Here is a 14528-nt window from a genome sequence, read left to right on the forward strand (position 1 = left end):
AATTTAACCGCAAAAAATCAGTTGACTTTAATTTCTTTGCCGCGCCGGTAGCCATCCACATAATGCTCCAGCTGCCGCAGCGCCCAGTCGATATCATCCTGCACCGCGGTCAGTTCATTCAGATGCTCAAAAATCGGATATAGCTCATTTAATGGGAATTGCTTTTCGAATGAACGTAAAATCCGGCTATGCTCCGTCACCTCGGTATTTTCCTGATCAATCAGCAATTCTTCATACAGCTTTTCACCCGGACGCAGGCCAGAATATTGGATTTCAATATCTCCATTTTCTGAGCCCGATTCCCGCACTTTCAGGCCGCTCAATGAAATCATTTGACGGGCTAAATCCTGAATGCGCACAGGTTCGCCCATATCCAGCAGGAACACATCGCCGCCATGGCCGAGCGCGCCGGCCTGAATCACCAGCTGCGATGCTTCAGGAATAGTCATGAAGTAGCGGGTCACATCGGGATGGGTGACGGTAATCGGGCCGCCTTTGGCGATCTGCTGCTTAAACAGCGGCACCACAGAGCCTGAAGAGCCCAGCACGTTGCCGAAGCGCACAATGCTGATTTGAGTCTGATCCTGCGCGGCCGCCAAGGCCTGGCAGTACAGTTCCGCCATGCGCTTTGAAGCGCCCATGACATTGGTCGGGCGCACAGCCTTATCAGTTGAAATCAGCACAAAGGTTTCCACGCCTTTCTTCACCGCGGCGTTGACGCTGAACGCCGTGCCGATGGCGTTATTCTTCAGGCCGGCCAGCGGATTGCACTCCACCAAAGGCACATGCTTGTAGGCAGCGGCGTGATAAACGGTTTGCACGCTGTACTGTTCAATCACGCGTTCTAATTTAGCCTGCTCCAGCACTGACCCCAGAATCGGAATAATTTCAGCCTGGCTGTTCAGGCGCAGCTCTTTATCGATGCTGTATAGCGCGAATTCGGTGAGTTCGTAAATAATCAGCAGCTTCGGCTCATTTTTAATGATCTGGCGGCACAGCTCTGAACCGATTGAGCCGCCGGCGCCGGTCACCATTACCGCTTTATTCTGAATGTTCTTTTTCAGCAGGGATTCTACCGGCGGAACCGGATCCCGCCCCAGCAGGTCAATAATGTCTACTTCCTGAATATCCGAGATGCGGATCTCGCCATCCACCAGTTTAGTTAGGCCAGGAATTTCAGTGATTTTCAAATGCGCCGGTTCCAGAAAATGCACAATTTCACTTTTGCGCACGCGGCTTGCCGACGGCAGGGCGATGAGGATTTCATCAATCTGATGCCGTGTCAGCTGCCTTAAGGCCTGCTCCGCATTGTAAATTTTCAGGCTGGCGATAATCTGGCCGCTTAAGGACGCATCATCATCAATAAAAAATACCGGGAAATGCTCGTCTGAGCGGTTCAGCAATGCCGCCACCTGCTGGCCTGCATAGCCTGCGCCATAGATAGCAACACGCTTGCGCGGAACTTCAGCGCGCATCAGCGACTTGATTACAAAGCGGATGACGCCGCGGCTGAACCAGATCCAAGCAAACATCGCAAAGCCGAACATTACAGGGATAGAGGTTGGAATAAAGGCTGGCGTGCAATAAGCGAGGCCATATAATGCCAAAACCATCAGCCCTGTCGCAAAGGCTGCGCGGGCGAAAAAGGCTTCGTTGAATGAGCGAACAATGAAATGATATGTTCCAGTGACAATCAGAATGGCGACAGCCAAAGCGCTGATCCAGATTGAACCGAAAGCCAGATTCGGAACAACTTCAGCACCGAGATTAAACTCCCGGACAGCGTAGCAGAGCCAGAGCAGAACAGGAAAAACTAAAAAGTCTAAAAGAACCAAAAAGCTTTGTTTCCCAATTCTGGAAGAATCCACCAGTCCAAGTATCAATGATTTCACGGAGTATATCGTCTCTATACTGAATTTTAGTTATAAGGCTAAAAAAACGCCCTAGCCGGTCCTAAATATAAATATTCAAAATATGCTGCATGCAGCTGATGTGAATGAATCCATAAGCTGTTAAAAATGCTAAATCTTGCTCAATACCTGCTGAATAGCTTCAACCGTTTTATTCATGCTTTCGCTGCTTAATGTCGGGTGAACCAGAAACATCAAACTGGCTTCCCCCATCCGCTGCGCATTCTTCAGGCGCTCTGCCGGACGCCATGGCGTATGGTCAAAAGCATGCTCCAGATACACTTCGGAGCAAGAGCCGCTAAAGCACGGAACGCCTAATGCTGCGATTTCATTCATGATGCGGTCACGCGACCAGCCCTCAGGCAAGGCCTCTATATTGACCTGAACATAGCATTTATAGGCTGCATGCACATAATCTTCAGCGGGCTGATAAACCGTCACATACGGTGTATTTTCAAAAGCCTTGTAGATGCGCTGCATATTTTCGCTGCGCGCGCACGTCCATGCAGCCATTCTTTTCAGCTGAATGCGCCCGATCACCGCCTGCATTTCCATCATGCGCCAGTTGGTGCCGAATGAGTCGTGCAGCCAGCGGAACCCCGGCGGATGCTGCTTATTGTAAATGCTGTCAAAGTTTTTGCCATGATCTTTATAAGACCACATTTTTTTCCACAGCAGTTCATCATTGGTGGTGACGATGCCGCCCTCACCGCCAGTGGTCATGATTTTGTCCTGACAAAAGGACCATGCGCCAATATGGCCGATAGAACCGGCTGCCTTGCCTTTGTACTTCGCGCCATGCGCTTGAGCGCAGTCTTCAATCACATACAGGCCTTTCTCTTCAGCCAGCTGCATGATCGGGTCCATATCGCACATCCAGCCCGCCAAATGCACGCAAATAACCGCTTTGGTCTTTGGCGTCAGCACGGCTTCGATGGTGCGCCGGGAAATATTCTGCGAGTCCAGTTCTACATCCGCAAATACAGGATTGGCGCCGGCAGTCACAATTGAACTTGCTGAAGCCAGGAATGTGCGGGACGTCACGATCACATCATCGCCGGCGCCAATACCTAAGGCTTTTAAGGCAACATCTAGCGCCACTGTGCCGTTAGCCAAAGCCACCGCATACTCCGTATCGGCAAATGCTGCGAATTCTTTTTCAAATTCACGGCACTCCTGGCCTGTCCAATAGTTCACTTTGTTGGAAAGCAGCACCTGCGATACAGCATCGGCTTCTTCCTGCGTGAAGCTTGGCCAAGGTTCAAATGCGGTGTTCAACATATTTAATTCCCAGATTAATTTTAAAAGGCTTTATTTCTTCTCTAAAATCCGCGCCGGATTGCCGACAACAGTGACGCCCGCCGGTACGCTTTTCGTCACAACTGCGCCCATGCCAATAACAGCGCCTTTGCCAATCACTAGCGGCTTATCGGGTGTGCCCTGCTTAATCACAGCGCCTGCTCCAATGTAGGCATGATCTTCAATATGAACATTGCCATTGCATTTTGCGCCGGGCGCAAAGGTGACATAATTGCCGATGATACAGTCATGTTCTACATAGCTGTATAAATTGGCATGAAAACATTTTCCGATTTTAATATTTGATGCAATCGTTACAAATGGACTTAAAGCCGCTCCCGGCTCAATTCGAACGTCATCCATAATGACCGTATTATTCGCCTGAACTGCCCAGAGTGCAATGTGATCATGCTCCAGTTTTTCTGCCAGCATTTCACGGATTTTGCTATTCGCAATCGCAATCAGAACATATTTCTTATTCGCTGGATAAGCCTTAAATGTTTCATAATTAACGACCTGATGGCCATTGATCATTGCAGGCGCATTTAAGTCATCATCTATAAATAAAATTTCCGCCTTTGTGCCCAATCGAACTAAATGCTCTCTCGCTACAGGCATGAGGCTGCGCCCGCAGCCGGATACGCCATAAACAGCATACAGCTCAGTCATTTTTTATACCCGGCTTAGATCCTGTAAATTTTGTCATCGTTGCTTCACCTTCAGCGCTGATGTCATCTTTAGCAATAACTTTCTGCACAGTTTTAAACATAATTTTAAAGTCCAGCAGAGTAGACTGATTTCCTACATACCATGTGTCAAGCGTGAATTTTTCTTCCCAGCTGATGGCATTGCGCCCATTCACTTGCGCATACCCTGTCATGCCGGGACGGACATTATGGCGCTTGGCCTGCTCTTCATTGTATAAAGGCAAGTATTCCATCAGTAAAGGACGCGGGCCAACTACACTCATATCGCCTTTAATGACATTCCACAGTTCCGGCATTTCATCCAGACTGGTTGAGCGGAGCATTTTGCCAAAAGGCGTTAAGCGCTCGCTGTCCGGCAATGGGTTGCCCTGAGCATCAGCTGCATCTTTCATCGTACGAAATTTAACCATCTCGAAGGGTTTGCCATTTAAGCCCGGGCGCACTTGGCGGAATAAAACCGGAGAACCCAGGTTTTTCTTCACTTTATAGGCAACAAAGGCATATAAAGGTGATAGTAAAACTAAGGCAGTTGTGGCGATAATAATATCGAATAAGCGCTTAAGCATAAATTATTCCTTTGCGACCCATTCAGAAAATTCCTGTGACAAATCTTTTCGGTTAAATTGAGTACTTGCCACTTGCTGAGCATTTTTCCCCATTTGCGCTAATTTTTCACGATGATCTGCAGCATATTCTAAAGCATCGGCAAATGCCTGCGCATTTTCTGGAGGGACAGCAAATCCGCATTCACTTTTCTCAATTAACTCAGCCAGCCAGCCAGGATAATTATTCAAAACAGGCAAGCCTGCAGCAATATAATCAAAAAATTTATTCGGAGAAGTTCCATAATAAAATGCAGGCACATTCGCTAAGATTTGTAAACCGACATCTGCGCTTGCCATTAAACCCGCCAATTTTGTTTTATTAACTGGTTCATGAAAAACAACATTTTCTAACTGCAACTTTTGCGCACGATCCATTAATGACTTCTTCTGCATGCCGTCACCGACCAGAACGATTTTAATATCTTTCCGCCCTCTTTCATTTAGCTCAATAGCAGCATCAATCACAGCATCCAAGCCATTAGCCAAACCATGTGTACCGGTAAAAATTGCCATTAAATCTGTATCTGTTACAGCTTCTGGGCGCCAAGGCTGATGTTCTTGAGCAAAGATATCAAGATCACACCCATTCGGAATTGATGCTACTTTTTCAGGGTTAACACCGCGCTTAATAATACCTTCTACAATACCTGGAGACAGCCCCACCAAACGGTCTGCAGAATGATAAGACAGCCATTCCAACACCGACATCATCCATAATACTATAGGGTTTTTGATCACCCCCATTGCCTTTGGCAGCTCAGGCCATAAATCACGGACTTCAAAAACAAAAGGTTTTCGGCGGAACCATTTAGCAAAAATTCCTGGAATGCCTGCTGTTAATGGCGTCGTAGTCGCAAATAGCACGTCATAATTTTCTGTAAAAGCAACTTTGATTGATTTAAATGCAAAGCTTAAAAAAATCAAAATCCGTTTAAAAAACGACAGACTATTTGAATATGGCAGCTCGAATTCAATAATGTCAATTCCGTCCACATTCCCTTTCCGGATACCATTATTAAATGCTTCTGTTAGCCCCGTTTGCCCTGCGCCAAAAGAACCGCAAACCATAGTTACCTGATGGCCATTGCGGATAAGCGACTGTGCCATGGCATAAGAACGGATGCCTGCCGAACCTTTCGGAGTTGAGAAATGCTGATGGAAATATAAAATTTTCATGAGATATCTTTAATTACGGTGATAATTGTTGACGGCTGCTTTACCCTAACTTCCAATACAGGCAAAACAGTTTTTTGATAATAGTATCGGGATTCAGCACCCTCAGACATATATATTTCAGCATTGCTTTCTGTTTGAATTTCGATCTCAATTTTACCATTGCTCAGTATATGGCCATTCAAAATCCATTCACCCGGCTGCAAACGCCATCTTAAGATAGCTTCATCTTTAAAACCTGAAATCTGATCTGAAATACAAATGCTTCCACTCTTTAAATCGATACATCTGAGATGCTCACAGCCCCAAGCATCTTTATAACTGCAGGAATATTGATCTTTCTGATATTTTAAACTCTTGGGTTTTAGCCATGCGCCAAATAAGAACCTGCTTAATCTTGGCATCTGTAAATGCTGGTCAAACTGAACGGTATTATGGCTTTCTACACCGCTAAAATACTCTAGATCTGAGGATGTCGAATTATAGCTGTATGTTCCGCCATCTCTAAGAATATTTTCTCCTCTGCACCATATATCTAAATGCAGCGCATCACACTGGCTAGGCCTGAATTTAAATATTGGCAATTTAAATGCAAGGAAAAAACTGCTGTGAATAGAGGTAATTAATCCGCTTTGATCAAAAGATTTGTTTTTATCAGGCAAGGCAAAATTTAGTTGATTTTGCTTAGCCAAAGCAAAAAACTCTAAAATTTGATCATAAGCGCCTGGCGCAGCATAATAGCTATGCTGAAAAAATAGCGTGCTCGCCAGCTGTACTGTTGGACGGAAATCACGATAATCCGTTTCACAAACAGGCAATAATCTTGCGCCATCATTTGCGCCCAAATTTGGAGCATCGCCATTCTGCTGCGTCAAAATATACAGCCAGTTTGTCGCTTTGCCAATTTGATCATATAGGCGCTGAGAGAACTCAGGCAAATTCAGCTTCTGCCTTACAATTTCCGCTAAGCAATAAGAGTCCAGCATCACCCGATGGTAGTTCACAGAATACTGGCTAAATCCGCCATCTTGCATAATCAGCTTGGCAGCGCGGTTTTCCAGCCACTTGAGACCAATTGATGACCAAGCACGATTTTGCGCATTCGGCTGTAAAGCATTTAATAAAGAACCGCCAATAAACAGGGCTGCTGCTTCTGATGTGCCATGATTATTATCCTGCGCAATCGCATAATCAATTGTTGGCGCAATGCGCTTTAAGTGAAGCTCAATAAGTGAAAGCACATTAACTGATGGCATTTTTAATTGATTTAAACCGATTAAGGCACTGATTAAATGCATGACACGAATTGAAGCTTCCTGACCGCATTTCCAATTTGGCCCTAAATAAGCTTTATTTTTTCCACACCAGTCATTTAGCCATTCATCAAGTTCTGCAAGGCTGTTCTCATTTTCTTGTTTGCGGAACTTTACAGTAAAGTCCAACACCCAATCAAAACGTGAAGCCTCCCAAATACCTTTAATGTCACCTACTTTTTCATCAAAGTCAGGTATCTTAAACCAAGGCTGATTTACTTTTTGAAATTCAGCCTGAGTTAAAGGGCTGTAAAACCAATTCGGGCACCGATCAATTGAATATGTATACCAGCCAAAGGCCATGAGTTGATCTGTACGTTCAAAATCTGGGTTTAGCAGTATGCCTTGAGAAAAAAAACTGCCTGAAGGCATGTGTGCAGAAAGCTTCTGCACAGAATTTAGGCCTGTTTTTACACCTAAGCGGTAATTTGCCACCCTGACTAAATTAAACAGCCCTAAGCTTAGCGCTGTTTGGGCCTTCATCAGCATGCTCATACTTGAGACCGTAAAATTTCAGCAACCTGAATTGTTGCTAGCGCAACCTCAAAGATTTCATCGGCAGGAATCGGTGTCTCCTTACCATCACGAATACTATCTACAAAAGCAGCGGCGCAAGCTTCTTGCCCCTTATCTTGACGCCATAAGTTCATTTTAGTAAAACCAGGCCATCCAAAACCTTTGAGTTTGCGGAAATTATCAAGCTGCAATACACGCCCAGCAGTGAAAACTTCAACACGCTCCTTAGGGAAATTTGACGCACCATTTGCCAGATAAAAAATAGTACCGAATGATCCGTCTTCAAAACCTAATGTAATAGAAGCTTTATCCTCTAACACTTGTATAGCATCTGTATCCCCCATGCGGCGCGCTTGGATAGAAACAATTTTTGACCCAGCTAAAAAGCGCATTAAGTCAATAAAATGGCAAGCCTCACCAATTATTCGTCCACCGCCCACAGCATTATCCTGTGTCCAATGATCTGCTGGAATGGCGCCTGCATTCATTGTCATGATAAAGCTTTTTGGTTCTTTGACACTGCTGAGTAAAGATTTCATTTTTTGCACTTGCGGCGCAAAACGGCGGTTAAAACCCACCATTACACGTGAAAATTGATTTTTCTTAATGTTTCTATTATAAGCTAGCTCAATTTTTTCAATTTCTTCAACAGTTAAAGCAATTGGCTTTTCTACAAAGACATTCTTTTGTGCAGATAAAGCTTTTTCAACAAAATATGCATGGCTATTATGGCGTGTTGCAATCGCTACAGTATTAATATCAGCATTATTCAATAATGCATCAATATCTGTAGAAGCTTCTGCAAAACCAGCTTTTTCACCATGAATGACTCCATTGATGCCGCCAGACGTTACAATGGTATGCAATTGAGATGAAGCTTTCTTAAATGCCGGAATTAAAATGCGCGAGGCATAGTTCCCTGCACCAATAAACCCAACGACTGCATTTTGGGGTTCTATTCTGATTGGATTTAAAATAACGTGTTTTTCCAATCTTGTTTCTACTGGCGAATTATATTCCAGCAAAATACCTAAGCCTGACTTATCTTGAGTCAAAACATCGTATGCGTTCGGCGCGTCTTCAAATGCAAAACGGTGTGTAATTAGAGGTTCAAGATTTAAAGTGCCTGCAGACATCATATCTAGCACTGCAACGAAATTGCGCTGTTCAGTCCAGCGGACAAAACCTAGTGGATAATCCTGCCCGTTTTCTTCATAAGCTGAATCATAACGTCCCGGACCATATGAACAAGAAACTTGGAAACTCAGCTCTTTTTCATAAAAATCGGCACGGTTTAATTCCAGCCCTGTTACGCCCACTAAAATAATGCGACCGCGCTTACGGCTCATCCGCGCAGCTTGTATCACTGGATCACTGACTTTGGTAGAGGCTGTAATAATCACGCCATCCACACCAGCTCCGCGGCTAAATGCTAAGCCTGCAGCTACTGGATCTTCGCCCCGTCCAGGATTGCAAACTTCAGCGCCAAATTTCTTAGCAAGCTCTAATTTTGACTGATCAAAATCGACTGCCAATACACGGCAGCCGTTTGCGCGAAGCATTTGGATTGTTAACAGTCCTATCAGGCCTGCGCCAGTAACTACAAAACATTCGCCAATTGTTGGCTGCGCTAAGCGGATCCCCTGCAAGCCAATGCTTGCTACAATCGTGAATGATGCAGCCTCATCTGACACATTTTCTGGAATTACTGCACAGAGGTTTTTAGGGACTTTAACCATATCAGCATGCGGGCCATTTGAAACCACGCGGTCACCAACTTTAAATCCCTCTACACTGGCTCCAACTTCATGAACACGGCCCACATTGCAATAACCTAATGGCAAAGGCTGAGCAAGTTTGGATTTCACTGCATCATACGTTGTCAGCAGTCCATCTGTTTGGACTTTTTCCAACACCATTTTTACTTTTTCTGGCTGCTGACGGGCTTTGTCTAACAATGAAGCCTTACCAAAACCAACCAGCATGCGTTCCGTTCCTGCTGAGATTAAAGAAATTGCAGTTGAAATTAATAGATAGCCTTTTGAGCATTGCGGTACAGGCGCTTCAGCAACTGTTGTTCCGCCTTTTGCCATATCTTGAAGAATTTGTTTCATAAAATATACCTTAGAAAAATGCCTGTATTTGATCCCATTCACCTGTAAAGCAGGTATGATTCGAAGGAATTTTTATATTTTTTACCTTCTCCAAATTAAACCTAACCTCTTTAGACTCTAATACGATGAAGTTTAAATCATTAAATTTATTACGAAGATTTCTCACGTACTCTACATTGCTTAAAACCACGGGTAGACCATAATATTGAGCTTCAAAAATTGGGAGCCCTACTGTTTCAAATAAAGAGTTGAAAATTATTAGATTTGATTGACTATATAAAAAATGTAATTCAGAGTAACTACAATTTCCACAAAAATAAAAAACATCATTATTTGAATAGCCATGCTTATCAGAAGTTACAAGCACCTTTATATTTTTATTTTTAAAAAAATCATAAGCGTTGTAAACATCTTCAAATCCCTTGTGTGACATTCTGACGTCAGTATAAGGACATAAAGCGATTATATTTTTAGAATCATAAAAATCATTGAACCATTCAGGCTCAACTCTTTCACGAGGAATTTTTATTCCAGGCCACAAATCAACAACTTTTGTCTTCCCACTAAAATCAAATAATTTTTCAAGATTACTTTTTATAATTTCATTCTGGCAAATAAATACACTTTTAGCCTGAAGCAATAAAAAAAACTTATAAATCATAAATCTAAAGTTTTTCTCTTCGAAAAATTTTGCCTGATGAAAATACGTTATTCTATTAAAAAAAGGAAAACAAATATTTAAGTTCATAAATGAAAAAATAATATTTGTTCTATAAATAATTGAATAATAAAGAATACCAAAAACTGCAAAAAAAACTGACAATAATCCATTTGTTTTTAGTTTAATAATCTCAACATTCTCAGATTCACTTTCAATATCAAATCCTACAATAAAAATATATTTATTATTAAAATCATTCAACTCGACCCATTGAATAAAAGTTTCTACAATTGTTCTAGCTCCACCCACCTTTGCACCAGAAGCATTAACAATAATTTTCTTCATTACCACTCAAACCTATCATCGATACCATTAATGATTGCAATAAATTTATCTGCTGCAACTTTGGGACTTATGCTTTTTTTAGACCAATCAAAGATTTCTTTTCGACTCTTACCCAAGGATTCAACTTGCAAAACTGCATTTATTAAACTTTCATTATTTACTGCTGTTAAAACAAAACCAGCACCAGAAGCAGCTATTAAACAAGATGCTCCAGTTTTTGTTGAACATATAACTTTCAAACCTGACTGTAATGCCTCGTTTACGACAGCCCCCCAACCTTCATCACCAACATTTGGCAACATCAAAACATCATACTCTAATAGCTTTTCTCTCATAATCTTGTTTGTAACAAAATCATATCGTCTGACTCGATCGCTTAGATTATTAATATTTATGAAAGAGTTAATATCATCCTCTAAAATACCATTTCCATAAATATCTAAAGTAAAATCTTTCAATCTATAATCGTTAAAAGCATTAAGCAGTTCCATAATTCCTTTTGATGGAAGTAATCTACCAATAAAAATCATTTTCCCATTAAATGGCTTTTCTAAAATAGATTCCCTAGAGTTATCTTTTGTGAAGTAGCCAAATTTAATTATTTGGCTACTTGGGACACCAACTCTCAAGAACCATTTTTTACCTTTATCACCTATGGCTAAAAATTTAATATTAGAATTCGAAATAAATTTCCATCGTAAAAAATCTCTAAAAATTCTTAAACAACCGCGAAAACCAACATCATCTTTACCCTCAGAATAAATAAAAATTTTCTTATCATTATTTCTGCAGATAGAGAAAGCTTCATTTAAATCTTTATAAGCAAAAAAACCACTAAACACATTGACATCAGATTTAGAAACATAATCTGATATATTAATATCACCAATATATTTTAAATTTATAGAAGAGGATATCTCGGCTTCCCACCCCATTTTTTTTCGTTCGCTATTACTGAGTTCACATACTATAAGATTTACTTTAATATTTTCATTAAGACAGATTTCTTCCAAGAAGGGAAGCTGATGAATACTGAGTACATTTTGCCAGAAGTTAATAATCATAATACTCTCAAATTAATTTCTTCTTAAATCTTGCAGGATTTCCAGCATAAAGAGAGAAAGATTCTACATCTGTATTAACTACGCTACCAGCAGCAATAATTGAACCTTCACCTATTGTGATGCCTGGAAGAATTATACTTCCTGCACCAACCCAAGTTCCGCTACCAATTTTTATATAGCTATTATAACCGGTACCAGCTGCACGCTTAGGTAGTTGATCTATTTTATGAGAACCAGTTAGTAGTTTTACTTGTGGAGCTATATCTACATTATCTCCAAGAATAAACGTCCCATTCCCATAGAAGGAAACATCATGTCCAATAAACGTGTCCTTTCCAACTTCTAATTCACAAATCCCACTAATTTTAACAGATGATACCAAACGGGCACTTTGATGAATGTTAAAACCTAATGAACGTAACAAACTATTTTTAAGCTTATATAACCGAGTATCTGGTAATACTTTAAAAAACATAAGGAAAATTTTCAGCAAATATGATTTCATCGGCTTAAACTCTTAACGATTACTTTATGTAATTTATCCCAATCTAACAGATCTCTAGCCAAGTCTTTATTGATAAGGCTCGTTATTTCAGTCATATTTTCTTTCAACTCTGCCTTTCGATGAATCTCAGAAACCCAAAGATTAATATCATTTTCATCGATTAAAGTTATATCTCCTTTCTTATCAATCAAATCCAAGATATCTCGCAGGCCGTTTGAGTCTACACTTAAAACATGCTTTCCTAATGCTAAATACTCACCAATTTTAATAGGATAAACACAGTCAAGCTCCTCTCTATGTGCAATAGGGAATGTATACATACATACATCCACACTATTCAGTATATTAATCGCCCTTGTCCAATCAACAAAACCATAAAAACAAGTTTTAATAAGATCATTATTATATTTTTCTATTTCATTTTTAAAATTCTCGTCAAAGTCACCAATTAGATGAAATTTCACTTTGGTATTATTATTTTCAAATAACTCTTTTACTATTTTCAAAATCAGAAAGGATCTTTCAAATGAAAGTACACCAACATATCCCAAATGAAGAAACTCTTGCTCGGAAGCTACATCCTTATTATTGGAAATTTTTTTAATTTCAGAGAATGCAACACCATTGATACACTTAATTCTATTCGCATGTAATAAGAATCTAGTTTCATAAATAGCAGATATTAAGATATCTGAGTTTTTAATTGCCTTAACTATATTTCTTTCAAAAAACCTATGATAAACAAACTTAGCATAATTTTTTTTGAATAAATGAATATTTGATGTCAAATTCTCATGATCATACAGGTCTACAATCCATTTAAAATTATATTTTTTTCTTAAATTTAAAACCTCTTTGCTTATAGGCCAACTAGGTCCATGAATGACTGTTAGATCGCTATCGTCAGAAACATACTTAGGAAAAATTTCATCAAGCTCTTTAAAGGAATCTACTTTCATATATTCAGAGTTATCATTGAGAAAGATTGACAAAGAATCTTCCTTATCAATGAACAGTACCTGATCAAAGAAACTTTTCAATACCAAAGCCCGCTGTATAGGTGTAGTATTATATGGCCAAGATTTACCACACGAACCAATAAAAATTAAAATTTTATTTTTACTCATCCAAATACTTCCTTACATACAAAAACTGAATAATCGTTAGAACAATATAAGCACACAACAGACCAAGAAATGGAGACACTAAATTAATAACAATGGATAAATATGTAAACAATATAAAACTTACAGCCCAAATTACGTTAAAGTAAAAACCTACTTTTGTCTTTAGTAGCGAGATTATCTTATTTCCGATCACTGAATTTATTGAAAAAAGTATACTTCCTAGACACAGAATAACGAGATCATTTAAACTAATTAATTCTATATATGAAAAACCTAAAGCTTTTAGAAAAATCAAAAACAAAGATGCGCCTACAGAAATTAAAAAATTAATTAGCAACATATAAAAGAAATTATTTCTAGTATTACTTTCTGATAATATTTTTAAAAAAATAGACCCTAATACTGAAGGAATAAAAATTATTAAATTCCTGATTTGCATTCCGTAGTTAAACACACTAATAACAACAACTGAATTCAAAAAGCCTAAAATATACAGAACCACCATATTCACAGGCATTAAAACTATACCACTAGCCGATGCTGGTACAATAAAAGCAAATAATTCTTTGTAGTAAAGACTAGATGCTTTCACCTTAAATATAGCTTGAACATCTAGTATCTTAAGCAAAAATAATGTTAGAAATAAAAACTCAAAAAGAATGGAGATCAAATAACTATTTAACAAATTAAGATCAAATAAAAAATATCCACTCAATAAAGAAATTGCTGAAAAAAAAGAAGTGACAACTAAATAATTAATTTTCTCTTTAGCATAATAAAATCCTTTAAAAACACCACTAAAACATAAAATAAAAATAAAAATAGCTAAAAACTGATAATTAACAGTAGCACTTCCTATACCTCCCAATACCTTATCTAAAAGAGGATTAATAGAAAACAAAAATGCAACTGAAACAACTAACGCCAAAACGAATGAAATACTGATAATAACTTTTGCATATATATTTTCTTTTTCTTCAAATTTTGGAATATAAGTATTTGCTGCCAAAGACAACCCAGCAACACCCAAAGATTGAAAAACAACTAAAAATGTAATTAATGTAGAGTTAACAGCAAAATCTTTCATATTACTTGATGTTGAAAACATATAGATCAGCAATATGGATAAACGATAAAACCCCTGACTTAATGCATTAAGCCCTCCTAAATTAATAATTTTTTTAATCAT

Annotated in this window: 12 protein-coding genes; all 12 read right to left on the reverse strand. The window is 39.5% G+C overall.

Annotation, left to right across the window (positions count from 1 at the left end):
- Nucleotides 1-17: 17 nt before the first annotated feature.
- A complete protein-coding gene (locus BEN74_RS10405; protein ID WP_068908890.1) occupies nt 18-1892 on the reverse strand; it encodes a polysaccharide biosynthesis protein in 1875 nt (624 codons plus the stop codon).
- Between the two features lie 129 nt (nt 1893-2021).
- Nucleotides 2022-3191 carry a DegT/DnrJ/EryC1/StrS family aminotransferase gene (locus BEN74_RS10410; RefSeq protein WP_068908888.1) on the reverse strand — a complete coding sequence of 390 codons (1170 nt, stop codon included), beginning with the start codon at nt 3189-3191 and terminating at the stop codon, nt 2022-2024.
- A gap of 30 nt (nt 3192-3221) precedes the next feature.
- Entirely contained in the window at nt 3222-3878 is a 657-nt protein-coding gene (locus BEN74_RS10415; RefSeq protein WP_068908886.1) for a NeuD/PglB/VioB family sugar acetyltransferase, read from the reverse strand.
- Nucleotides 3871-4482: a sugar transferase gene (locus BEN74_RS10420; RefSeq protein ID WP_068908884.1), complete on the reverse strand. Its 612-nt coding sequence runs from the start codon at nt 4480-4482 to the stop codon at nt 3871-3873. The genes BEN74_RS10415 and BEN74_RS10420 overlap by 8 nt, the downstream gene beginning before the upstream one ends.
- A gap of 3 nt (nt 4483-4485) precedes the next feature.
- Nucleotides 4486-5697, reverse strand: a complete 1212-nt coding sequence (locus BEN74_RS10425; protein ID WP_068908881.1) for a glycosyltransferase family 4 protein — start codon at nt 5695-5697, stop codon at nt 4486-4488.
- Nucleotides 5694-7490, reverse strand: coding sequence for a heparinase II/III domain-containing protein (locus tag BEN74_RS10430; RefSeq protein ID WP_228200342.1), 1797 nt, complete (start codon nt 7488-7490; stop codon nt 5694-5696). Before BEN74_RS10430 ends, BEN74_RS10425 begins: the two co-directional genes overlap by 4 nt.
- An 8-nt stretch (nt 7491-7498) precedes the next feature.
- Entirely contained in the window at nt 7499-9637 is a 2139-nt protein-coding gene (locus tag BEN74_RS10435) for a bi-domain-containing oxidoreductase (RefSeq protein ID WP_068908877.1), read from the reverse strand.
- Nucleotides 9638-9647: 10 nt separating this feature from the next.
- The gene (locus BEN74_RS10440; RefSeq protein WP_068908875.1) at nt 9648-10643 is read right to left on the reverse strand and encodes a glycosyltransferase; all 996 of its coding nucleotides are present in this window, start codon (nt 10641-10643) and stop codon (nt 9648-9650) included.
- A complete protein-coding gene (locus BEN74_RS10445) occupies nt 10643-11707 on the reverse strand; it encodes a glycosyltransferase (protein WP_068908873.1) in 1065 nt (354 codons plus the stop codon). Before BEN74_RS10445 ends, BEN74_RS10440 begins: the two co-directional genes overlap by 1 nt.
- 7 nt (nt 11708-11714) lie before the next feature.
- Nucleotides 11715-12212 carry an acyltransferase gene (locus BEN74_RS10450; protein WP_068908871.1) on the reverse strand — a complete coding sequence of 166 codons (498 nt, stop codon included), beginning with the start codon at nt 12210-12212 and terminating at the stop codon, nt 11715-11717.
- Nucleotides 12209-13339, reverse strand: coding sequence for a glycosyltransferase (locus tag BEN74_RS10455; RefSeq protein ID WP_068908869.1), 1131 nt, complete (start codon nt 13337-13339; stop codon nt 12209-12211). The genes BEN74_RS10450 and BEN74_RS10455 overlap by 4 nt, the downstream gene beginning before the upstream one ends.
- Nucleotides 13332-14528 carry a hypothetical protein gene (locus BEN74_RS10460; RefSeq protein WP_068908867.1) on the reverse strand — a complete coding sequence of 399 codons (1197 nt, stop codon included), beginning with the start codon at nt 14526-14528 and terminating at the stop codon, nt 13332-13334. The genes BEN74_RS10455 and BEN74_RS10460 overlap by 8 nt, the downstream gene beginning before the upstream one ends.

Source organism: Acinetobacter sp. WCHAc010034, from assembly GCF_001696615.3.
Taxonomy (GTDB): Bacteria; Pseudomonadota; Gammaproteobacteria; order Pseudomonadales; family Moraxellaceae; genus Acinetobacter.